The sequence below is a fragment of the Streptomyces sp. YPW6 genome, from assembly GCF_018866325.1.
In the GTDB taxonomy this organism is placed as follows: domain Bacteria; phylum Actinomycetota; class Actinomycetes; order Streptomycetales; family Streptomycetaceae; genus Streptomyces.
On record NZ_CP076457.1, the window covers coordinates 5,080,713 to 5,102,649 of the forward strand.

The 21,937-nt window shown below is 71.1% G+C and carries 17 protein-coding genes, 2 tRNA genes and 1 pseudogene; 10 read left to right on the forward strand and 10 right to left on the reverse strand.

Annotated features, from left to right (window positions below):
* The first annotated feature begins 10 nt into the window (after nt 1–10).
* The 4 genes from KME66_RS22485 to KME66_RS22500 all read left to right on the forward strand — a co-directional run bounded on the left by KME66_RS22485 (nt 11) and on the right by KME66_RS22500 (nt 3,719).
* Nucleotides 11–844 carry an HAD-IIA family hydrolase gene (locus tag KME66_RS22485; protein ID WP_073216116.1) on the forward strand — a complete coding sequence of 278 codons (834 nt, stop codon included), beginning with the start codon at nt 11–13 and terminating at the stop codon, nt 842–844.
* 132 nt (nt 845–976) lie between these two features.
* Nucleotides 977–1,537 carry a hypothetical protein gene (locus KME66_RS22490; RefSeq protein ID WP_216325249.1) on the forward strand — a complete coding sequence of 187 codons (561 nt, stop codon included), beginning with the start codon at nt 977–979 and terminating at the stop codon, nt 1,535–1,537.
* 1 nt (nt 1,538) lies between these two features.
* The gene (locus KME66_RS22495; protein ID WP_216325251.1) at nt 1,539–2,261 is read left to right on the forward strand and encodes a class F sortase; all 723 of its coding nucleotides are present in this window, start codon (nt 1,539–1,541) and stop codon (nt 2,259–2,261) included.
* 411 nt (nt 2,262–2,672) lie between these two features.
* Nucleotides 2,673–3,719 (forward strand): glycoside hydrolase family 6 protein, encoded by a 1,047-nt coding sequence (locus KME66_RS22500; RefSeq protein WP_216329560.1) that lies wholly within the window; start codon nt 2,673–2,675, stop codon nt 3,717–3,719.
* 96 nt (nt 3,720–3,815) lie between these two features.
* On the opposite strand, the gene KME66_RS22505 is transcribed toward KME66_RS22500, so the two are convergent.
* The 3 genes from KME66_RS22505 to KME66_RS22515 form a co-directional block, all read right to left on the reverse strand.
* Entirely contained in the window at nt 3,816–5,753 is a 1,938-nt protein-coding gene (locus tag KME66_RS22505) for a galactose oxidase-like domain-containing protein (RefSeq protein WP_216325253.1), read from the reverse strand.
* Nucleotides 5,750–7,675, reverse strand: coding sequence for a glycosyltransferase family 2 protein (locus KME66_RS22510; RefSeq protein ID WP_216325255.1), 1,926 nt, complete (start codon nt 7,673–7,675; stop codon nt 5,750–5,752). Before KME66_RS22510 ends, KME66_RS22505 begins: the two co-directional genes overlap by 4 nt.
* A gap of 452 nt (nt 7,676–8,127) precedes the next feature.
* Nucleotides 8,128–8,201 (reverse strand) — tRNA-Lys (locus tag KME66_RS22515).
* A 192-nt stretch (nt 8,202–8,393) separates the two neighbouring features.
* Here KME66_RS22515 and KME66_RS22520 point away from each other — a divergent pair.
* The 4 genes and pseudogenes from KME66_RS22520 (at nt 8,394) to KME66_RS22535 (ending at nt 14,959) form a co-directional block, all read left to right on the forward strand.
* Nucleotides 8,394–9,692, forward strand: a complete 1,299-nt coding sequence (locus tag KME66_RS22520; RefSeq protein ID WP_216325258.1) for a peptidoglycan-binding protein — start codon at nt 8,394–8,396, stop codon at nt 9,690–9,692.
* Between the two features lie 929 nt (nt 9,693–10,621).
* A pseudogene (locus KME66_RS34445) lies at nt 10,622–12,488 on the forward strand (SPFH domain-containing protein).
* A 201-nt stretch (nt 12,489–12,689) separates the two neighbouring features.
* On the forward strand, nt 12,690–13,280 hold the full coding sequence (locus tag KME66_RS22530) for a lytic polysaccharide monooxygenase (protein ID WP_073216136.1): 591 nt from the start codon (nt 12,690–12,692) through the stop codon (nt 13,278–13,280).
* A gap of 26 nt (nt 13,281–13,306) precedes the next feature.
* On the forward strand, nt 13,307–14,959 hold the full coding sequence (locus KME66_RS22535; protein ID WP_216325260.1) for an AMP-binding protein: 1,653 nt from the start codon (nt 13,307–13,309) through the stop codon (nt 14,957–14,959).
* 129 nt (nt 14,960–15,088) lie between these two features.
* Here KME66_RS22535 and KME66_RS22540 read toward each other — a convergent pair.
* A tRNA-Lys gene (locus KME66_RS22540) sits at nt 15,089–15,162 on the reverse strand.
* A gap of 732 nt (nt 15,163–15,894) precedes the next feature.
* Here KME66_RS22540 and KME66_RS22545 point away from each other — a divergent pair.
* Nucleotides 15,895–16,512, forward strand: a complete 618-nt coding sequence (locus tag KME66_RS22545; protein WP_216325262.1) for an SMI1/KNR4 family protein — start codon at nt 15,895–15,897, stop codon at nt 16,510–16,512.
* Between the two features lie 215 nt (nt 16,513–16,727).
* Here the strand turns inward: KME66_RS22545 and KME66_RS22550 are convergent, their stop codons facing one another.
* Together KME66_RS22550 and KME66_RS22555 are read right to left on the reverse strand one after the other, a co-directional pair.
* Entirely contained in the window at nt 16,728–16,904 is a 177-nt protein-coding gene (locus KME66_RS22550; RefSeq protein ID WP_178378916.1) for a hypothetical protein, read from the reverse strand.
* 17 nt (nt 16,905–16,921) lie between these two features.
* Complete coding sequence (locus tag KME66_RS22555) at nt 16,922–17,836, reverse strand: hypothetical protein (protein ID WP_216325264.1); 915 nt, start codon at nt 17,834–17,836, stop codon at nt 16,922–16,924.
* Between the two features lie 254 nt (nt 17,837–18,090).
* Between KME66_RS22555 and KME66_RS34105 the strand changes: the two genes are divergently transcribed.
* Entirely contained in the window at nt 18,091–18,453 is a 363-nt protein-coding gene (locus tag KME66_RS34105; RefSeq protein WP_253208449.1) for a transposase family protein, read from the forward strand.
* Between the two features lie 335 nt (nt 18,454–18,788).
* Here KME66_RS34105 and KME66_RS22565 read toward each other — a convergent pair whose 3' ends face one another.
* From KME66_RS22565 to ehuC, 4 genes are all read right to left on the reverse strand, one after another.
* A complete protein-coding gene (locus tag KME66_RS22565) occupies nt 18,789–19,547 on the reverse strand; it encodes an IclR family transcriptional regulator (protein WP_073216151.1) in 759 nt (252 codons plus the stop codon).
* 167 nt (nt 19,548–19,714) lie between these two features.
* Nucleotides 19,715–20,572, reverse strand: coding sequence for an ectoine/hydroxyectoine ABC transporter ATP-binding protein EhuA (ehuA, locus tag KME66_RS22570; RefSeq protein ID WP_216325266.1), 858 nt, complete (start codon nt 20,570–20,572; stop codon nt 19,715–19,717).
* On the reverse strand, nt 20,562–21,203 hold the full coding sequence (ehuD, locus tag KME66_RS22575; protein WP_216325268.1) for an ectoine/hydroxyectoine ABC transporter permease subunit EhuD: 642 nt from the start codon (nt 21,201–21,203) through the stop codon (nt 20,562–20,564). Before ehuD ends, ehuA begins: the two co-directional genes overlap by 11 nt.
* Nucleotides 21,200–21,931, reverse strand: a complete 732-nt coding sequence (gene ehuC / locus KME66_RS22580; protein WP_073216160.1) for an ectoine/hydroxyectoine ABC transporter permease subunit EhuC — start codon at nt 21,929–21,931, stop codon at nt 21,200–21,202. The genes ehuD and ehuC overlap by 4 nt, the downstream gene beginning before the upstream one ends.
* Nucleotides 21,932–21,937: the final 6 nt, after the last annotated feature.

Sequence of the window (21,937 nt, forward strand, 5' to 3'; positions counted from 1 at the left end):
GTCCCGACACATGGCAGAGCGCAAGCCCATCACTTCCTGGCTCACCGACATGGACGGCGTCCTCATCCACGAGGGCACCCCCATCCCCGGGGCCGATGCCTTCATCAAGCGGCTGCGGGATTCCGGGCTGCCCTTCCTCGTCCTCACCAACAACTCCATCTACACCGCGCGCGACCTGCACGCCCGGCTCAAGCGCATGGGCCTGGACGTGCCCGTGGAGAACATCTGGACCTCCGCGCTCGCCACCGCGCAGTTCCTGGACGACCAGCGTCCGGGCGGTACGGCGTACGTCATCGGCGAGGCCGGACTCACCACCGCCCTGCACGACATCGGGTACGTCCTCACCGACCACGACCCCGACTACGTGGTGCTCGGCGAGACCCGGACCTACAGCTTCGAGGCGCTGACCAAGGCGATCCGGCTGATCAACGCGGGGGCCCGGTTCATCTGCACCAACCCCGACGAGACCGGCCCGTCCGCCGAGGGCCCGCTGCCCGCCACCGGCTCCGTCGCCGCCCTCATCACCAAGGCCACCGGCAAGGACCCGTACTTCGCGGGCAAGCCCAACCCCCTGATGATGCGGACCGGACTGAACGCCATCGGCGCGCACTCCGAGACCAGCGCCATGATCGGCGACCGGATGGACACCGACGTCCTGGCGGGCCTGGAAGCGGGCATGCAGACGTTCCTGGTGCTCACCGGGCTCACCACCGTCGCCGACATCGACCGCTACCCCTTCGGCCCGTCCCACGTCGTCGAGTCCATCGCCGACCTGGTCGACCTCATCGACCTGCCGGACCAGGCCGACCAGGCGGACCAGCCCGCCCCGGCGGAGCGCGGCTGACCCCGGCCGACCGCCGCTGACCCGCGCGGCCCGCATCCGCGGCACTCCGGGCGCCCCTCGGCGTCGCCCGAACGGAGGACTGCGGATGCGGGCCGTCACCGCAGCCGCGAACCTTCCCGTAGGAGGTTCACGATGCGTTCCATATCCCTCACGTTCTGTGCGGCGGCCGCGGTGGCGCTCATCGCCGCGCCCGCCGCGCTCGCGTCCCCGGCCGCCCCGGCCGGGAGAGACGACCGGCGCACCGGCACCGTCTCGATCACCCCGTCCACGATCGCCCCGGGCGGGCGGGTCGAACTCTGGGTCGACGTCTGCGGCAAGGGCCGCCGGGCCAAGGGCAACTCCGACGCCTTCACCTCGGCCGCCCACTTCCGCCCGGCTGACGCCGCCGGCCTCTTCGCCGAGGCCCGCATCCGGTCCGACGCCGAACCCCGCTCCTACGACGTCTGGGTGACGTGCGAGGACGGCGGCGGCAAGGCCACCGGCACCCTCACCGTCATCCACCACGGCCGGCCCTCGCCCGCCGCACCCGTCAAGGCGGGCGGCGGAGGCACCGCCACCCTCGCCGAACGGTCCGCCGAGGACCAGGGCCCCGGCATCCGGCACGCGGTGACCGGTCTGGTGCTCGCCGCCGTCGCGGCCGTCGCCGTCGCCCTGCGCACCTCGCGCCGGCGCCGCGAAGCGGCCGGCAGCTGACGTGGGAGCCACGGACCGCCCGGCGGGCAACGGGCGACTGCTCACCGGAGTGACCTGGGCCGTGCTGCTGCTCGCCCTGTGGCTCTGGGGCAAGGAGGCCGGCGGCGGGCTCGGCGGCCTGTCGGGACCCACCACCGGTGACGTGGCCGCGGTGGGCCGCCCCTTCGGCGCCGCGCTGCCTCCCGCCCACGACCCCCTCGACGGGGCGGCCCCCGAGCGGGTGGAAGTCCCCTCCGCCGGGATCGACGCCCCCGTCGTCGCACGCGGCCTCGACGGCGACGGGGCCATCGACCCGCCCCCGTACGGGATGCCGAAGACCGCCGGCTGGTACGGCGACGGCACCCGGCCCGGGGCGCAGGGCACGGCCCTGTTCGTCGGCCATGTCGACACCGACACCAGGCCCGCCGTCTTCTACGGGCTCAGCGCGGTGAAGCCGGGCGCCCGCGTCGACGTCACCCGGGCCGACGGCAGCGTCGCGGAGTTCACCGTGGACGACGTCCAGCTCGTCACCCGGACCCGCTTCGACGCGCAGAAGGCCTACGGGCCCCGCGAGGACGGCCGGGCCGAACTGCGGCTGATCACCTGCGGGGGGACGTACGACCAGGAGACCCGCTCCTACACGGCCAACGTCATCGTCTCCGCCTACCTCACCGGCGCGCGGGGCGCGGCGGCCGGGGACGGCGGGGAGCGCGCCCGGACCGCGGCCATCCGGAGCCCCGGCTGACCGCCTGCCGCCGCCCGGGAACCCTCCGGAACCCGTACTGACCGCCTGCCGCCGCCCGGGAACCCTCCGGAGCCAGGACCCGACCGCCTGCCGCCACCCGGCCCGGCGGGCCGCCTCTCACGGGGCGCGCCCGCCGGGCCGGTCCTCGACCGCGTGCGCCCGGCCGCGGGAGTCGCCCGGCGCGGTACGGGAGGTCGGTGCGGGCATCGGCTCCGGTCCTCGCCACCGTAGGGGGAGCGGCCCGGCGGATGACCGGCTTTCGAACAGGATGTCCGGAACCGGTGCCCGGGTGGGCGCGTTGTACGGGTGAAGCGTGGACGCCCCGGCCGCTGTGCCAGGATGGACCGGACCGGCAGCACATCGGTGCAACCCATGACGAACAGTGCAGGCAGTGCACCCAAGGGGGAGTGGATGTACGGCAGTTACACCGGCCTGTCCCGGACGCGCAGGCGCGTGGCGGGCCTGCGGACGTCCGGTACGGCGGCGGCGCTCGGCGCGGCCCTGCTGCTGGCGGGCTGCTCCGGTGACGGGGACGGCGGTGACAAGGAGAGCGCGCCGACCGTCGAACAGCAGCCCAAGGACAAGGACCCGTACTGGGTCAACCCCGACGGCAACGCGGCCCGCCAGGTCGCCGCGTACACCGAGGCCGGCGACGACGAGAAGGCGGCGCTGATCCGGAAGATCGCGCGGCAGCCGGTCGGCGAGTGGGTCACCCCGGACGATCCGGAGTCCCAGGTGCGGGGCATCACCGAGGCCGCCGCCGCGGCCGACCGGGACGCCCTGCTGGTCCTGTACAACATCCCCCACCGCGACTGCGGCCAGTTCTCCAAGGGCGGCGCCGCCGACGGCGCCGCCTACCGCGCCTGGCTGGACGGCGTCGCCCGGGGCATCGGGGACCGCAGCGCGACCGTGGTCCTGGAGCCGGACGCCCTGCTCCACCTGGTCGACGGCTGCACGCCCCAGGAGTTCCACGAGGAGCGCTACGACCTCCTCAAGGGCGCCATCCAGCGGCTGAAGCAGCAGCCCGCCGCCAAGGTCTACCTCGACGCGGGCAACGCCGCCTGGCAGTCGCCCGACGCCCTGTTCCAGCCGCTCCAGCGGGCCGGGATCGCCGAGGCCGACGGCTTCTCGCTGAACGTCTCCAACTTCCAGACCACGGCCGTCTCCACGGAGTTCGGCAAGAAGCTGTCGGAGAAGATCGGCGGCAAGCCCTTCGTCATCGACACCAGCCGCAACGGCAACGGCCCCTACACCGGCGGCGACCCCGCCGAGACCTGGTGCAACCCCCCGGGCCGGGCGCTCGGGGAGGTCCCGACCACGCAGACCGGTGACGAACGGGTCGACGCCTATCTGTGGATCAAGCGCCCCGGCGAGTCCGACGGCGACTGCAAGGGCGGTCCGAAGGCCGGCGACTGGTGGCCGGAGTACGCGTTGGGCCTGGCGGGCGCCACGCGGTAGCGGAAACGGCCGGAGGCCGCGCACCGGGAGCCCCGCTCTCCCGGTGCGCGGCCTCCGGCCGTGCGGGTACGCGCCACGCGCCCCGCCGCACAGCCCCTACTCGGGCACCTCCACCCACATGCCCTCGGACGGGGTGCCCTGGTCGTCGGTGACGAACAGCATGTACCAGCCGGCCGGCACCAGGGCCTGGTTCTCCGGCACCGTGACGGTGATCCCGTCCTTCGACTTCTTCATCTCCAGCGCCACCGTGCGCTGGTCGGTGTCGGTGACATGGGTGACCGCCGAGGGCCGCATCAGCTTCGCCGAGGTGATCCGGTCGGCGTGCCGGGTGGTGAACAGCCCTGTGCCCCCGCGCTCGATCGTCTTCGGCCCGGCCGTCAGCTCCGGCCGGAAGTCCCGGTAGAGGTAGGGCGGGGTGTAGATCTCGATGCGCTGCTCGAAGACGCCGGGCCGGGTGTTGGCCTTGTCGGAGAAGAGCGAGTCCGAGCCGAAGATCATGACCCGGCCGTCCGGCAGCAGCACCGAACCCGAGTGGTAGTTCCGGCCGACCCCCGGGTCCGCGACCCGCCGGTAGGTGTCGGTCTTCGCGTCGTACAGCCGGGCCTGGAGCACGTTGGAGTCGCTGCGCCCCCGGTAGTCGTTGGAGCCGCCGGTGACCAGCAGGGAGTCGTCGGGCAGCAGGGAGGCGCTGGGGTAGCGGGTGCCCTCGGAGAGGGACGCGCCGTCGGTGAACTCCGGGTTCTTCTCCTGGAGGTCGACCAGCCGGGACTTCTCGCTGGACTTCTCCGACTCGCCGACCCCGCCGCCGCCGATCACCATGAACTTCTCGTCCTGGGCCGGGGGCAGCCGCACGGTGGCCGAGGTCTCCAACTGGTCCGGGTCGCTGAGCCCGGGGATCTTCGTGAACTTGTTCGTCGCGAGGTCCCAGACACCCGGGTCGCGGCCCACGTCCGCCGGACCGTATCCCGCGTTGGAGCCGGAGTAGAACAACTTGCCGTCGTTCAGCAGGAAGACCGCCGGGTAGGTGGGGAAGCGCCGTTCGATGCCGGTGTACTCCCACTCCTTGGTCTTCGGGTCGTAGATCTCGTCCTTGCCGGGGACGATCTGCCCGATCTCGTCCAGACCCGACAGGGCGAGGACCTTCCCGTCCTCCAGCGTCGTCAGGGTCGGGTACCAGCGGGCCTCGTTCATCGGGTCGACGGGTATGTACTTCTCCGCGACCGGGTCGAACTCGAAGGCCTCCTTGATCCCCTGGAAGTCCTTCTTGTCCAGGGCCAGCTTCTGCGCGATGCCGTAGACGTTGCGGGTGTCCGAGCCGGAGAGGCCCGCCACCCGGTAGTTGTCCTCGGTGCCGGTCTCGTACTCCTTGCCGGTCTTCTGCGCCTCGACGTAGATCCGGCCGAGCCCGGGGTCGTTGCGCAGGAACGCGCCGGTCTCCTCGTCGAAGACCTTGGTGGCCTTCTCGACCAGGACCGGGTCCTTGGAGACGAACGTCTTGCCGTTCTCCTTGCCGGTGAACCGGGTGCCGGCGGGCAGGGTGATCGGCTTGTCCGGGTTCTCGTTGTGGACGATCATCAGGCCGCCGGCCTTGGTGACATCGCCCTGGAGCTTCTCGTAGCGCTTGGTGCCGCCGGCGATGAGGAGCTTGCCGTCGGGCAGCTGCGTGTGCCCGGCGCAGAACATGTCCTTGGGGGTGGGGATGTCCTTGAAGACGTTGGTCTTCGGGTCCCACAGCACCGAGCGGAAGCTCTTCGCGTCGAAGTTCTTCTGGTTGTTCCCGGAGCCCGCGACGAGCAGCACCTTGCCGGTGTGCAGCAGCGCCGCGTGGATCGTGTTGATCCGGTGCTCGGAGGGCACGTCCAGGAGGTCCCAGTGGCCGTTGGCCGCCTTGTACTCCGGCTGGTTGATCTTGTACTCGTGGTAGCGCTCGGTGCTGAAACGGTACAGCCACGGCCCGTTCGCCCCCGCGAGCGCGAGAACCACCGCCGTACTGATCGCCAGGCGGCGGGTACGGCGGCTCGGACGGTACTTCATTTCTTACGTCCCCCAAGGGCGATCCGGGCGATCTGCATGGTCTGGTCGTTGCCCGCCGCACCGGGCGGGGGCTGGGGCGCCGGCTCGGGGGCCGGCCCGCCGCTGCGGTGCGATCCCCCGCCCGACCGGCGTTTCTTCTTCTCCGTACGGATCGTGTAGCGCCAGCCGATGATCGGCGCCGCGGTGATCAGCAGTGCCAGCGAGGCCCAGGTGACCATCGCGGGGTGGCTGTGCCCGAGGAAGAAGGAGGAGATCATCGAGGCGCCGAAGACGACGATGAAGAACAGGTGGATGCGGAAGGTGCCGAAGAGGGTGTCCGGGCTGGACGAATCGCCCTTGGGGGTCACCACGAACGAGCTCTTGCGGCGCAGTACCGCGTCCATCAGCGAGCGGGCGTAGATCGGCGCGGAGAGCGCGGACATCACCATGCCGGCCAGGCCGCCGGAGCCCTCGGGCTCGTGCGGCGAGACGTTGTGGCGGCGGTTCCAGATGTACAGGCCGATCTGGAGCGCGGAGGCATTGCCGTACAGCATCATCCAGATCGTCGGGTCGATCTGGACGCCGGAGGCGCCCATGCCGAGGAAGAGCGCGCAGCTGAGCGCCGCGAGGATCCAGTTCAGCGCCGACATCGGATAGAAGATGATCATCATCGTGTAGTTGAAGAGCTTGCCGGGCGGCATGGTCCCGAAGCCCTTCCAGAACTGCCCGATGATCGTCTCGTACGTCCCCCTCGACCAGCGCAGCTGCTGGGTGAAGAAGTCCGTCCACGCGGTCGGGCCCTCGCCGACGGCCAGCACGTCCGGGGTGTAGACGGAGCGCCACTTCCTGCCCGTGGAGGGGTTGCGGTGGCGGTGGATCTCGAAGCCGGTGGCCATGTCCTCGGTGATCGAGTCGTACAGGCCGCCGATCTGCTTCAGCGCCGAGATGCGGACCGCGTTGCTCGTGCCGACGAACATGGGGGCGCCGTAGCGGTTGCCCGCGCGCTGGATGAGCGCGTGGAAGAGGAACTGCTGCGACTCGGCGGCCTTGGTGACGAAGGTGTCGTAGTTGCCGTAGACCTGCGGCCCGATGACGAAACCGACGTCCGGGTCGCGGAAGTAGCCGAGCATCCGCTCCAGGTAGTTCGGCAGCGGGATGTGGTCGGTGTCGACCGAGGCGAAGAAGTCGTAGTCGCCGCCGTGTGCGTCCAGCCAGGCGTTGTAGTTGCCGTGCTTGGTCTTGGCGCGGTGCGGGCCCTTGGCCTGGTTCCAGTGGGCGACGCCCTTGCGGGAGAAGTGGTGCACGCCGAGCCGGGCGCAGACCTCCTTGACCGCCGGGTCGTCGCCCTCGTCCAGCAGCCAGACGTGCATCACTCCGCGGTGGCGGATCTTCACGGCCGCCTCCAGGGTCTTCGTCACCATCTCCAGCGGCTCCTTGCCGGGCACGAAGGAGGTGAGGAAGGCGACCCGGGTGCCGCTCTCCGGGACCACGGGGACCGGGTCGCGGGCGACGAGGGTGGCGTGCGCGTTGGAGAGGACGTTCATCGTGCGGAACAGCTCGATCAGGCCGATCGAGACGAGCATGATCACGTCGAGGACGAGCAGGAGGTCGTCGTCGAGGTTCGGATCGCGGTCCGTCCAGTGGCTGGGCTGCATCAGCCAGGCGAAGAGGCCGAGCGAGACGAGGGGAGCCGCCCCGAGCAGGAGCGCCGCGCGCACACGGTGCGGCTCCTGGGATATGAGCGACCGGTACTGGACCTTGTACGGCTTGCCCGCGGGGGGCTGCGTCAGCGGTCCGGCGAGCCGGCTGTAGTGCTCGTAGTCGTAGCGGGGCAGCTCTTTCTCGGCACGCCGCCGTGCCGCGCCCGCCCGCGGCAGTATCCGGAGCTGCGTCGTCCGGGAAGCGTCGTTCTCCTGCCGGTCGCCTGGCGGCGTCGACGTCATGGGTACATCCCCCCGCACGCATGCTGGTGCGTGACTGTTCGGTCTCTCTCGTCGTGCGCGGTCGGCCCGTTCGTCACCGGGCGCGCACCCGGTGGCAGGCCACCGTCCCCACAGACACGGATCGGCAGCCTTCCGGTTGCATGACACCCCCGGTGTCCGCCGAGCGGGCCCCCACCCCGCGCACGGACAACCGGAACGTCACGCTCTGCCGCGCCAGCCGTACGGATGAGCGGCCCCCTTGGGCCGACGGCCCCCAGACAGATTGTCCGACACCGAACACGATCGCAAGGGTGAAATATCCGGTTTACCGACCATATGAACGATTTAGTGCCAGGTTGTGGAGAGGGTGTGACGAAGCACGGATGTGCGCTCGCGCCCCCGCGTGTCACCGGATACCGGACGGGGAATGATCAAAGCCCCCTCACGTTCCGTGAGAGGGCTTTGACTGTGCGTGCGCCGTCAGGGACTCGAACCCCGGACCCGCTGATTAAGAGTCAGCTGCTCTAACCAACTGAGCTAACGGCGCCTGCTGACCTGAAGAACTCTACCCGACGCGCCGGGGTGCTCCGAACCATTTACCGGACGCCACGCCCCGTCAGATAGTCGTTTTTTTCCTTTGTTCCGTCAAAATGCGATATGTCAGGAGAGTTAAGACGCCGACGTCCGTTGCGGCTGCGCCCAAAGATCTTGACGAATGACGAGTGCGGAGGGGAATCGCATGTCTGTTCCGGTCTTCGAGGAGTACGAACCCGCCCTTGACTGCGGATGCGCGGGATGCGCGGTGCGGCGGCGCTCCGCCGCGAGGGCCCTGCCGGTGCGGCGCGGTGGCCATCCCGCCGCGCACGGCGCACGCCGCGCCCTGGTGCTGGCCACGGCCGCCGGGGTGGTGCTCTCCTGCGGGGCCGCGGGTGCGGCCGCCGCCGCGGGGCACAGCCCCTGGGCCCCGCGGGCCGACGGGGGATCCGACCCGCAGCCCGCCCCCCACCCGCAGGGCGTGAAGGGGCCCCTGCAAGGGGCCGGCGCCTCGGGTCCGCCGTCGGACGGAGCGGCGACGCTGCCCAGAACGACCCGGGCCGCGATCATCGACCGGGCGCAGAGGTGGGTGACCGCGAAGGTTCCGTACAGCATGGAGAAGTACTGGTCGGACGGGTACCGCCAGGACTGCTCCGGCTATGTGTCGATGGCCTGGAACCTCGGCACCAACGAGTGGACCGGCAGCCTCGCCGCGTACGGCACCCGGATCGCGCGCGCCGACCTCCAGCCCGGCGACATCCTCCTCTTCCACAACCCCGCCGACCCCGCCAAGGGCTCGCACGTCACGATCTTCGGCGGCTGGACCTCCGGCGCGCGCACCCAGTACGTCGCCTACGAGCAGACGCGCCCCAGGACCCGGAAGCAGTCGACGCCCCTGGCGTACTGGAACAACTCCGACCGCTACGTGGCGTACCGCTACAAGGGGGTCACGAGCGGATCGCCCGGTTCCGGGTCCTCCACGGCCTTCCCCGGGGCCAAGCAGTTCGGCCCCGGCGCCAACAACAAATACGTCACCCAGCTCGGCCGGATGCTGGTGGAGCGGGGCGGCAGGCGGTTCTACGCGGTCGGCCCCGGGCCCGTGTGGGGAACGGCGGACAAGCGTGCGACCCAGGCGTTCCAGCAGGCCCAGGGCTGGAAGGGCAAGGAGGCCGACGGCATCCCCGGCCCGCACACCTGGCGCCTGCTGACCTCCGGCGGCGGCCGGAACATTCCGGCCGCCGGTGCGGGCGGCAGCCCGAATACGGCCGTCCCGTTCCCCGGGCGCGGCTATTTCAAGCCGGGTCAGTCCAACAGCCATGTCGACCGGCTCGGCAGGCAGTTGGTCAAGAAGGGATACGGCAAGCACTACGTGTCGGGCCCCAGTCCGCTCTGGACCGAGGCCGACCGCCGCAACGTCGAGGCGTTCCAGCGGGCCCAGGGCTGGCGCGGCGGTGCGGCCGACGGTTATCCGGGGCCGGAGACCTGGCGCCGGCTCTTCGCGTGACGGACGCGCACGACGTGACGGAAAGGAATCGGGAACCGGTGACCACCGACAACGACCACACCCCCCACTCCCCGGACACCCTGGACGACCAGCTCCCCCCGTCCCTCTTCGCCCCACCCGGCAGGGGAACCCCGCCACCGCTGTTCGGCCCGGTCGCGGAGAAGCCCGCACGACGGGACCCCGAGCCCACGTCGGGGCCCGCGCCCGTGCCCGAAGGGGGAGCGCCTGAGCCCGCGGTCGAACGCCGCGCGGCTGAGCCCACGCCCACGTCCGAAGGACGAGCGCCTGAGCCCGCGCCCGCGCCCGAACGGCGCGCGCCCGAGGCGGTGACCGGGCCCGAGCGTTCGGGGCGGGGCGGCGGGGCCGGTACTCCGCCGCCGTTGTTCCGACCGGTGGCTGACAGGGTCCCGGTGGCTGACGAGGCCCCGCTGCCGGAGGCCGGGCGTGGGCCCGTGGCGCCGCAGCAGGGCAGCGGGAGCCGTACTCCGCCGCCCCTGTTCCGCCCGGTGGGCGGCGAGACCCCGCCGTCGGCTGAGCCGGCCCGGGGGGCCGGGGCCGAGCCTGCGCGCGGGTCGGAGGGCACGCCTGCTCGGGTGCCCGGGGTCGGTCCTGTGCGTGGGCCGGAGGACGGGCCTGCCCGGGTGTCGGGTGTCGGGCCCGTACGGGGGGCGGAGGGCACGCCGGCCCGGGTGTCCGGGATTGGTCCTGTGCGTGGGCCGGAGGACGCGCCGACCCGGGTGTCGGATGCCGGGCCTGTGCGTGGGCCAGAGGGCACGCCTACCCGGGTGTCGGGTGCCGGGCCCGTACGGGGGTCGGAGAGCGAGCCGGCCCGGGTTTCCGGGCGCGACCAGGCTGCGTCCGTTGCGCCCCGGCCGCTTGCCCCGGAGTCCCCGGAGTCCCCGGAGTCCCCGGAGTCCCCGGGCGTGAGCATGCCCGGGGGGCCGGTCCCGGACCGCCTGGCTCCGGACACCGACCGCCCAGCCGCCACCCCCGGGAACACGGCCGCCACCCCCGGGCGCCCGGCCCCCACCCCCGGGCGCACAGCAGCCGCAGCCCCCGCCCCCGGCCGCGCGGCCACCTCGGCGCGCCCCGCCGACGATCGTCGTCCCCTCCCCACCCGTGCCACCGGAGACGGTCCGGCCGCCTCGCCCGCGTCCCCGGCCGCCGCGGGGCCCGCCCCTGACGCGGGCCTTCGACCGCCGACGCCCGGGGCTCCGCCTCTGGTCGCGCCGCCGCTGACCGCCCGGCCGCCACCTCCTCCACCCCCGTCGGCCCCACCCCGTCGGCCCCACCCCGCCGGCCCCGGCGGCGCCGGGCCCGCTCCCGTGTCCGCGCGAACCGGCGCCGACGGGCCCGCCCTCGGCCCCGGCCGGACCGCCGGAGACGACACCGCATCGGCCCGGCCCGCCCCTCTCGACGGGAACCTGTATCTCAAGCCCGTCCGGCGGACGAGGACGGAACCCGCGGCGGAGTGGACCCCGCACCCCTCCTACGGTGCCGAGCCCGAAAGCCCGAAGCGTGAGCCCCGGGGCGCCGCAGGCAAGGGGGCCGTGGACGACACGGGGCCCGACACCGAGCTGGACCTCGTGCTCGACCTGGCCCCCGGCGGCCGGACCGCCTCGGCCACCTTCTCCGTGCCCGCGCCCGCCACCGCGACGGCCTCCGCGAACCCCGGCCGCCGCCACTCCGTCATCGCCAACGAGACCACCGCCTCCATCCCCGTCCACCTCCTCTTCCGGGACGACCGGGAGCCGGCCGAGGCGGCGACGCTGCCCGGACCCGGGGCCGTCGTCCAGCGGCCCGGCGGCGACCGCGCGCCCGCCACCAGGCCCCCGTGCCGCGCTCGCCGCAGACCCGGGTGCGGCCGTCGACCCGGCCCGCCCCGGACGCCGACCCCGCCTCACGGAACGCCCCGGGCCCGCCCTGTCCGGTTACGCCGCCCTCCTCGCGGGTGCGGCGGGGACCGCGGGCGCGCTCGCCGTCCTGTGGTGGCGCGGCGTGCTGCCCGCCGGCTGGCAGAGCGGCGTGGGCCTCACCCCCCGGCCCGACCTCGGCATCGGCGTCGGCGCCGGGGCCGCCCTCGCGCTCCTGTCCACGCTCGTGCTCCTGGCGCTCGGCGGCCTCGGCCGCGGCCGGGTCGGATACGCGTGGGTGCTGACACTCTTCGGCGACTACCGGGGCAGCGTCCGGCGCACCGGCCTCGTCTGGGTCTCGCCCCTCCTGCTGCGCCGCCGTGTCGACGTACGGCTGCGGCACTGGCGCAGCGAACCGCTGCCCGCCGTCGACGCGAACGGCACCGCCCTGCGCGTGGTCGTCCTCGTGGTGTGGCGGATCAAGGACTCCGTCCGGGCCGTCCTCGGCATCGAGGACCACGAGGCGTACCTCAGCGCCCAGGTGGAGGCCGCGATGGCCCGGGTCCTGTCGCAACTGCCCGCCGACGCGTTCCACGAGGACGCCCCGACCCTGCGTGACGCGGAGGCCGTCGGCGACGCGCTGACCCGGATGCTGAAGGCGGACTGCGAACCGGTCGGCGTCGAGGTCTACTCCGCGCAGCCGACCGGCATCGAGTACGCCCCCGAGGTCGCGGCGGCCATGCAGCGGCGGCGGATCGCCGCGATCGACTCGCGGCACCGCGACAGCGTGCTCACCTCCGTGGTGGACGCGGTCGACGACACGGTCAACCGGCTCACCACGCGCGGCATCGTCGAGCTCGACGACTACGAACGCAAGGCGCTCGTCAAGGACTTGACGGTTGCCTTCTACACCGGACGCAGCGGGGGAGGGGACGGGGCCTGAGGGCCCGGGGGAGGTTCCGGGGCGCCCCGGAGAGCCGCCGGAATACGACGCTCATTGGTCTGGACATGTTCACGCCGCGTCAATAATCTAAGACTTGGTCTAGACCGCAGCACCGTGTCACGCACAGCACTCCGTACCAAGCGCGCAGCAGTCGAGCAATGCTCATGGAACCTCCCCCACGTTCTAGAGGAGCGACAGCCCATGCGGAAAAAGGCAAGCGCGGCCGTGATCGGCCTGGCGATAGCGGGCGCTTCGGTGCTCGCGGTCCCCAGCGCCAGCAGCCACGGCTACACGGACTCCCCGATCAGCCGTCAGAAGCTCTGTGCCAACGGCACGGTGACCGGCTGCGGCAACATCCAGTGGGAGCCGCAGAGCGTCGAGGGCCCCAAGGGCTTCCCGGCGGCAGGACCGGCGGACGGCAAGATCTGCTCCGGCGGCAACGGACAGTTCGCCCAGCTCGACGACCCGCGCGGCGGCAACTGGCCCGCCACCCAGGTCACCGGCGGGCAGGGCTACAGCTTCCGCTGGCAGTTCACCGCCCGCCACCGGACCAGCGACTTCCGCTACTACATCACCAAGAACGGCTGGGACCCCACCAAGCCGCTCACCCGGGCCGCGCTCGAATCGCAGCCCTTCATGACCGTGCCCTACGGCAACCAGCAGCCGCCGTCCACCCTGACCCACCAGGGCACGATCCCCACCCTGAAGACCGGCAAGCACATCATCCTCGCCGTGTGGAACGTCGCGGACACCACCAACGCGTTCTACGCCTGCTCCGACGTTAAGTTCTGACGCTTCATCAGTTATCGTGCGGCGCCATGAGGAGTACCGGCACCGTCGCGGAGCTCGTACGACGTCAATGGGGTGACCACCGGCCCGCCCTGAAGCACGGCCCCACCGTGCTCACTCATCACCAGGTGGTCGAGGGCGCCGCCGCACGGGCGGCGCTCCTCGCGGATCTGCTGCCGCGCGGCGGCGAACCGCACCTCGGCGTCCTGCTCGACAACACCCCCGAGTTCCCGCTGTGGCTCAGCGCGGCGGCCCTGGCCGGGGCCGCCGTCGCGGGGATCAACCCGACCCGGCGCGGCCCCGAGCTGGCCCGCGACATCCTGCACACCGAAGCCCCACTCCTGATCACCGAGCGCGCCCACCTGCCGCTCCTCGCGGAGCTGGAGCTCCCGGGCGTACGGGTCCTGGTCACCGGCACCGAGGCGTACGACGCCCTGCTCGCCCCGTACACGGGCGCGCGCCCCGGCGACGCCGTGCTGACCCCGGTCGGCCCCGGCAGCCGCATGCTCCTGTACTTCACCTCCGGCTCCACCGGCGCACCCAAGGCCGCGATCTGCACCCAGGGCCGGCTCGCCGGGGCGGGGGCGTCGCTCGCCGCGCACTTCGGCGTACGGCCCACGGACACCCACTACATCTGCATGCCGATGTTCCACGGCAACGCCGTCCTCGCCGACTGGGCCCCCGCCCTCGCCGCCGGAGCCGCCGTAGCGCTCCGCCCGCGCTTCTCCGCCTCCGCCTTCCTCGACGACGTACGCGGCTACGGTGCGACGTACTTCACCTACGTGGGGCGCGCCGTGCAGTACCTGCTGGCCACCCCCGAACGCCCCGACGACCGGGACCACCCGCTGCGCCTGGGCTTCGGCACCGAGGCCGGGGCGGTGGACGCGGCCCGGTTCCGGGAGCGGTTCGGGGTGCGGCTGGTGGAGGGGTACGGCTCGTCCGAGGGAGGCGCGGCCGTTCAGCACACGCCGGGCACCCCGCCGGGCGCGATCGGACGGGCCGCCCCCGGCGACGATCTCGCCGTCGTCGACCCGGAGAGCGGCCAGGAGCGGCCCCCGGCCCGGTTCGGCCCGGGCGGGCGGCTGCTCAACGGGGACGAGGCCATCGGCGAGCTGGTCAACCGGGGCCCGACGCCCTTCGAGGGCTACTGGCGCAACCCGGCGGCGGACGCGGAACGGGCCCGGCGCGGCTGGTACTGGACCGGGGACCTCTTCTACCGGGACGCCGAGGGCTTCCTCTACTTCGCGGGCCGCGCCGACGACCGGCTCCGCGTCGACAGCGAGAACCTGGCCGCCGCGACGATCGAGAACATCCTGGCCCGCTGGGAGGAGGCAGCGGCCGCCGCCGTCTACGCGGTCCCGGACCCGGTCACGGGCGACCAGGTGATGGCCGCCCTCGTGCTCCGGGCGGGCGCGGCCTTCGACCCGGCGGCCTTCGCCGCGTTCCTGCGGGCCCAGCCGGACCTGGGGACGAAGATGGCGCCCCGGTTCGTCCGGGTCCTCGGCCGGATGCCGGTCACAGCGACCAACAAGATCCACCGGGTGGCCCTGCGCAGGGAGGGCTTTCGCTGCCCGGACCCGGTCTGGTGGGACCGGGCGGGCGAAGGGACGTACGCACCGCTGGAGGCCGCAGGGCTGGCGGCTCTGCTCGCCCGGTACGAGGAGCGGGGGACGGTGCTGTGAGGCCGTCCCCGGTCGGCGTCCACCCCGCGCGTGCTTCCCGGCGAAAGCTCACAGGAAGCGCCTTCCCGGAGGTGCTTCCGGGAAAAGCGCAGTGGCGGCCTCCGCGAAGGAGACCGCCACTGCGTGTCGTGCGCCGTCAGGGACTCGAACCCCGGACCCGCTGATTAAGAGTCAGCTGCTCTAACCAACTGAGCTAACGGCGCCTGCTGACTCGAAAATAATACCTGGTCCCGAGGGGTGCTGATGACCACCGCCGCCGGGGCCCGCGGGGGGCCGCTACAGCGCCGGCGACAGCAGTACCGGCGGTCCTCGCGATCATCAGGCGGAAGCGTGTGTGTGTTCGGCGTGGCAGCACGTGCCGTCTGCCCCCCGTGGCGCAGCCTTCCGGGCGGGCCTTGCCGCAGGTGTTGGTCGAGCGGGATTCGTGGCGACCGTGTCCGGTGGAGGGGGCGGTGTGCCGGACGGCGGCGACGGGCCAGGGCAGGGCGGCGGGCTGGTTGCGCTTGATCATGGCGATGTCGTGGGCGTTCTTGGACCGGGTGGGCTCCGGTGATCGCCCGCCGGCGGGCCAGGGTGGATTCGACGAGCTTGAACACCATGGCCAGGGCCACGGCGGGGCTGCCGGCGCCTCGAGTGACCGACCCGCGCTGCGAACGCGGGCCTCCTCGGAGACCTTCAAGGGATCACCGGGAAGGTATGCCCTCCGCGCTCCTCCCAGCGCCGATCCACAGGTTCCGGGCATTGCTCGTCCACCACCGCCCTGCGGACGCACAGGTGCCTCGGGCATCACGCGAAGGAAAAGCTCCCACAACCTGTCTGGCACCAGTTGCCGCCCCATCCCCATGCCATGTGGCAACGAGGACCCCGGCCAGCCGTCGCCAGGAATGGTGCTCGATGCTGGCTCGAACGACTCCCGGCAAGCATCTTCGAGAGGCATGACCGCCATGACCGACTACCTGCAGGCCGTCTTCGCGATGCTGGGGCCCGGAGAGGAACGCTACGCCGACCCTGCGGCCTGGCTCAGCCTGGAGGAAGAACTCGGCAGGACGCTTCCGGGGGACTACAAACAGATCGTCGACGCGTATGCGCCAGTGCAGATCAACGGCCACCTCACCCTGTCTCACCCTGCGTCAAGCTGGTGGAACCTGGGCGAGGAGATCCGCTCTGCATCAGAAGACTGGGCTGACAGCAATTGGCAGTCCTGCATCACTGGGCCGGACGACGATCCTCGCGTCTTCTGCCAGCTTCCCCAGCTCAGCTTCGGAACCACCGCAGGTCTCATACCCATCGCCGCCACCGATCAAGGAGCTGCGGTCTTCGTAGCCTCGTCGGTCCACGGGTTCTCCGACGGTGTGGTGGTCCAAGGGGCAGAGGGCGACTGGGTCGGACACCCCATGACCTTCGCCGAGTGGTTGTACCGCCACCTCGTCGGTGAGGAGATGACCGGTTGGGACAGCGCGGTCTTCTACCCCGGCCCCGTGAGGCTGGAGTACCCGCCTGCAGGACCAGGCCAGCCCACTCGCGAGGCGTACGGCCCAGACCGCGGAATGTGATCCCGCACCAACTGAGACGACCTCTCAGCCAATGCCTGCAAGGCAGGGAGAGGCCATGGCACGCGAACACGCCGTGGCTGTGACGGCGTTTGCGGAGGAGCCCAACAGGAGCAACGCAGAGGCCCCTGGAAGCAATCGGCTTCCGGAGGCCTCTGCCCTTGAAGCGGGAACACGCGCGTGGTCGAAGCGCGAGGAAAATCCCCGCTCCCTCGGTCCTACTGATCGCGGTGGATACCCGCAGAAATGGCTAGGACCACACCACGCACAGCAATGAGCAGTACACCCAGCACCCAGTAGTCGCTGAAGCTCTTGCCGGAAATCAGCACCCAGGCGGCGAAGACCACACACACCAGTGCCGCGAAGCCTGCGAGTTTCTTGATCGTGTCATTCATGGGCTCGGCTCTCCTGGTCAGCACTTGGTCGTGTTCCACTGCAGCGGGACGGGCGGCGGCAGCGAGTACTTCATCTTCACGCACTTGCCGGACTTGCCGGCATTCTTGAATGTGTTGGTGATGCTGCCCAGCGAGTCGTACACAACCAACGCACAGCCGCCCCCGACAACACCGGGCAAGAAGCCGCAGAGCGCCGCAGCGTACTTCGACTTCGACATGCCCTTGGCCATGCGCTTGGTCTCAGCACGGTTGTACTTGACGTAGATCCCCCAACCCCAGGTGACCTTGGGGTCAGCGACAACGGGGAACGCGGTGCTGTCCTCGTATTCCACAGACTGCACGAGAGTGCCACCGTCAACGCGGTAACTCGTATCGACAGCGCGCCCATTGGCGTCCTTGGCCCACGCCGGATCGATGTGGCCGACCATCGCCTCCACACCCTCCGACACGAAGCCGATGTCGTAGCCGCCGTCCTCCGCGGCGCGCAGACCGAAGCCTTCCGGAAGACCGAGCTCGAAGCGGTGCTCCTGCGGAGCGGAGCCGTCCTTCAGCACCACCAGCGCACGCGCTCCACCGTCAGCCGTCGGCTGGACCGCCACATCGGTGGAACGCCCGGCCCCCGTGTACACGACGGTGCCGCTCGGCGACTTCACACCCGTGACGGATTGCTCGTCCGGCAACCCCAGCCGGAGCGTCTTGCCACCAGGAGCCGTAATCTCCACCGCTTCCGAGGAAGCGGACGGAACAACGACACGGGTCGCGCCCTGCCCGGTCTCCGTCACCGCGACCGAGGCCTTTCCTCCGGCAGCGACAGACAGGGCGATATCTCCCGTACCCGTAGCTGCCTCAATGGCCTGTGCCACTTCCTCCTGCGGCCCGGTCGATTCAGCCGGCGCCGGAGCAGCAGCCGCAAGTAGCACTGTGCTACTCACGGCCGCGACTATCGCACTCGACAATTTCCTACGTTGGTGACGCACTGTCACCCTCCCGTTTTTCTGGCAAAGAATTGTGCAACTGCTGTCTAGGTCAGTTGCGACAGCAATCGGTTGATCATATCGACCGATAGGAGTGCTCAGGACAAGGGGGTTCTGCCAGGGCTTGAGCGAGTTCCGGGGGTGGGCGGTCGGTCGGGCCGCGACCGGTCGGGGTGCAAAGCAGAACAGGCACGGGCTTCGTGGTCATGGGGGTGTCGAAGCTCAACGATCATGAAGTGGCCTGTGCCTGCCGCGGTATCTCTATTCTCATTCCGTCGGTGTTGGTGAGGCTGGGTCCGCTGGACATCGGTCACGTCGCCGACTTGCGGAATTTCCTGGGCCTGGTGTCCGACCCGCGTGCGACGCGGGGCCGCTGGCACTCGCTGACCGCGACCCTCCTCGACTGTGCCTGCGCGTTCGTGCCGGGAGCGAGAAGCTTCGACAAGATCGCCGAGTGGGCGGTGCGGGCCTCGGACACCGTGCTGACGGCCGTCGGGTCCGAAGGTATCCGTGCGGTGGCGCCTCTCTCCCCCGCGGACCACGATCGGCCCTGTGCCGGCGGCCGTCGACGGTGACGCCCTGGACCGGGCCATCGGCGCCTACCTGGCCGACAGGAACTTCGCGAACGGCTTGTGGGCCATGGCAGGTGATCGCCGTCGACGGCAAGTCGCTGAGAGGTTCGGCCCGCCTGTCCGCAGGCCGCAGGCACCTGCTCTCAGCACCCGCGATCTGCGGGTGCTGCAAGGGCTGTGGGCTTCCGGCGCGATGATCTTGCTGGGCGAAGGAGTCTTTCCTGAAGCGCCTGGGCGTCGTGAGGAAAGGGAGTTCGGGAGGCCGGCCTCGGTGCTCCGAGTGTCTGACGTAGCTCCAGCTCTGTCCCGGGTGTGGGCTGCCACGGCTCCAGCCAGGTTCAGAGCGCCAGCGACAGCAGTACCGGCGCCGCCCGGCGGCTCAGTGTCTCGGCCGCCGACCGCAGCCGGTGCGCCTCCTCGATCGGCAGTGACAGGGCGAGGCAGCCCGCGGCGGAGCCGGCCGTCAGCGGCACGGCGGCGCAGACGGTGCCCACCGCGTACTCCTGGAGATCCAGCACCGGGACGGTGGCGGACTGGGCGTCCAGCTGCGAGAAGAGGATCTTCTCGTCGGTGATGGTCCGCGAGGTGAGCCGGGCCGTCCGGTGCCGGGAGATGTGGTCGCGCCGCCCGTCGTGGTCGAGCTGGGCCAGCAGGCACTTGCCGACCGCGCTGGCGTGTGCCGAGGAGCGGAAGTCCACCCACTCGTTGACCGCAGGGGTGAGCGGCCCGTCGGCGACCTGGGTCACGCTGACCTCGCCGTCCACATACCGGCTGAGGTAGACGGCCGCGCCGACGGAGTCGCGCAGCTCGGACAGGGTGAGCTGGAGGCGGTCCTCCAGGGCCCGGCGGCGGACGGCTCCGGAGCCGAGCAGCAGCAGCGAGGCCCCGATGACGTACGCGCCGTCGCTGACCTGCTCCACATACCCCTCGCGGCGCAGTGTGAGCAGGAGGGAGGCGAGGTGGCCGGCCGGCAGCCCCGTCTCGCGGGAGAGCTGGGTATCGGTCACGCCGTCGCCGTGCTCGGAGACCGATTCGAGTACGCGCAGGGCGTACTGCACCGAGTGGAACGGCGCGGTCGGCTCGGGCTTCAACGCCACGGTGTCCCCCTACCAGGTTGTGACCGCAAGCTTTCGCCCCACGATAGCCCCCACAAGGCCCTCGCGGGGCGGCAGTTGACGAGTCAGTAGGGGCGCCCCGGAGCTGTCATCTGGGGCGCACCCGTCTGGCATATGCCACTGTCATGAGCCCTGCGCCAACGGCGAGGTCACAGCACCGCGTTGAGGAACTCGCGCGTACGTTCGTGCGAGGGATCGGAGAAGATTTTTTCCGGAGATCCGGACTCCACGACCCGTCCCGCGTCGAACATCAGAACCTTCTCCGAGACGTCCCGGGCGAAGTTCATCTCGTGGGTCACGCAGAGCATGGTGATGTCGGTGTTCCGGGCGATGTCCTCCAGCAGCTCCAGCACACCCGCGACCAGCTCCGGGTCGAGCGCCGACGTGACCTCGTCCAGCAGCAGGATCTCCGGCTCCATCGCCAGCGCCCGCGCGATCGCCACCCGCTGCTGCTGGCCGCCGGAGAGCTGGGAGGGGTGGGCGTCGACCTTCGCCGAGAGCCCGACCAGGTCCAGCAGCTCCCGGGCCCGGGTCTCCGCTTCCTCGCGGCTCTTGCCGAGGACGCTGACCGGGGCCTCGGTGATGTTCTCGATCACCTTCATGTTCGGGAAGAGGTTGAACTGCTGGAAGACCATCCCGATCTTCTTCCGGGACTCGCGCAGCTGCTTCTCGCCCGCCGGCTTCAGCGAACCGTCCGGGGTGCGTATGTGGGTCAGGGGTGCGCCGTCGACCCAGATCACCCCGCCGCTGACCTTCTCCAGCGTCATCAGCAGCCGCAGGATCGTGGTCTTGCCCGAGCCGCTGGGCCCGATCAGGGTCACGTGCTCGCCGCGGTCGACGGTGAAGTCCAGCTCGTCCAGGACCACGTGGTCGCCGTACTGCTTCACCACCTTGTCGAACCGCACCAGCGGCTCGCCGGTGCGGGAGGACGCGGGGACGGCGTCCTCGGGAGCGTCGGCCGGCCCGGACGTATCCGTCTTCTTCAGGGGGAGGGGTTCAGTGGCCAAGGCGCTTCTCCAGCTTTCTCATCAACAGCGACGTGGGGTAGCTCGCGACCAGGAAGATCAGGCCGGCGAGGGTGAACACCTCGGTGTACGCGAAGTGTGCGGCCCCGTAGAACCGGGCCTCGAAGACCATCTCCTGGACGGTGATCACGGCGAGGAACGGCGTCTCCTTGAACATCGAGATCGCGTAGTTCCCGAGCGCGGGCAGCACGTTGCGCACCGCCTGCGGCAGGATCACGGCCTGCCAGGTGCGCCGCGGTGACAGCGACAGCGCGCGGCACGCCTCCCACTGGCCCTTCGGCACCCCGTCGATCCCGGCCCGGTAGACCTCGGAGGTGTACGCGGCGTAGTGGATGCCGAGCACCGCGATGCCGATGTAGAGCGGCTCGATCGTGTTGAAGAGGGCCGCCGCGCCGACCAGCTGCACCAGCAGCGGGGTGGAGCGGACGAACTCCATGACGAGGCGCACCGGGACCGTGACGAACCTGCTGGGCGCGCGCCCGGCCATCGCGACGGCGAGCCCCAGCACGGCCGCCACCAGGGTGCCGAGCAAGGTCGCGAGCAGGGTGATCTTGAACCCGTTCAGCAGCTCGGGCAGGGACTCCCCGACGGCATTCCAGTTGAAGCCGTTCACCGGGTACCTCCCACAGCGGTCGTGGCCGCGCTACGGCTCTTGAACAGGCCCTTCGCTCCGGTGTCCAGGCCGAGCCGCCGCTTGGCGCTCCGCTCCAGCAGATTCATCAGCATCGTCAGGGCGTACGCCAGCACGAAGTAGGCGGCCAGCAGGGTCAGATAGGCGGTCACCGTCTCGCCGGTGCGGTCGCGCAGCTGCTGCACCACCGTCATCAGGTCGGCCGCCGAGATCAGCCACAGCAGCGGGGTCGCCTTGAGCAGCTGGATCAGCAGGTTGGTGAAGCTGGGGATCATCTGCACCCACGCCTGCGGAAGGATCACCTTCCACAGCCGCCTGGCCGGGCTGAGGTTGAGGGCGATCGCCGCCTCGTACTGTCCACGCGGAACGGAGTTGATGGCTCCCCGCACCACTTCGGCGCCGTACGCACCGAAGTTGAGGCCGAACGCGACCACCCCGCAGATGACCGGGGTCAGTTCGTAGCCGGTCACCAGCGGCATCGCGTAGTAGAGCCAGAACAGCTGGACGTAGAGGGAGGTGCCCCGGAAGAACTCCACGACCACCCGGGAGAACCCGCGGGCCAGGAGCAGTCTGCTGCCCGCCAGCAGCCCGAGCGCGAACGCCAGTGCTCCGGCCAGCAGCGCGCCCAGGACCGTGGCCTGGAGCGTCACCCACAGGCCGGACCGGACGCGGGGGAGCTCCTCGACGAGGAGGGAGAAGAAGTCGTTCATGCGTGC

What these genes read in the sequence shown, in the direction of transcription:
- KME66_RS22510 (WP_216325255.1), bottom strand. Translation starts at nt 7,675, where the DNA reads ATGACGTCGACGCCGCCAGGCGACCGGCAGGAGAACGACGCTTCCCGG.
- KME66_RS22485 (WP_073216116.1), top strand. Translation starts at nt 11, where the DNA reads ATGGCAGAGCGCAAGCCCATCACTTCCTGGCTCACCGACATGGACGGC.
- KME66_RS22520 (WP_216325258.1), top strand. Translation starts at nt 8,394, where the DNA reads ATGTCTGTTCCGGTCTTCGAGGAGTACGAACCCGCCCTTGACTGCGGA.
- KME66_RS22490 (WP_216325249.1), top strand. Translation starts at nt 977, where the DNA reads ATGCGTTCCATATCCCTCACGTTCTGTGCGGCGGCCGCGGTGGCGCTC.
- KME66_RS22535 (WP_216325260.1), top strand. Translation starts at nt 13,307, where the DNA reads ATGAGGAGTACCGGCACCGTCGCGGAGCTCGTACGACGTCAATGGGGT.
- KME66_RS22550 (WP_178378916.1), bottom strand. Translation starts at nt 16,904, where the DNA reads ATGAATGACACGATCAAGAAACTCGCAGGCTTCGCGGCACTGGTGTGT.
- KME66_RS22530 (WP_073216136.1), top strand. Translation starts at nt 12,690, where the DNA reads ATGCGGAAAAAGGCAAGCGCGGCCGTGATCGGCCTGGCGATAGCGGGC.
- KME66_RS22545 (WP_216325262.1), top strand. Translation starts at nt 15,895, where the DNA reads ATGACCGCCATGACCGACTACCTGCAGGCCGTCTTCGCGATGCTGGGG.
- KME66_RS22500 (WP_216329560.1), top strand. Translation starts at nt 2,673, where the DNA reads ATGTACGGCAGTTACACCGGCCTGTCCCGGACGCGCAGGCGCGTGGCG.
- ehuC (WP_073216160.1), bottom strand. Translation starts at nt 21,931, where the DNA reads ATGAACGACTTCTTCTCCCTCCTCGTCGAGGAGCTCCCCCGCGTCCGG.
- KME66_RS22505 (WP_216325253.1), bottom strand. Translation starts at nt 5,753, where the DNA reads ATGAAGTACCGTCCGAGCCGCCGTACCCGCCGCCTGGCGATCAGTACG.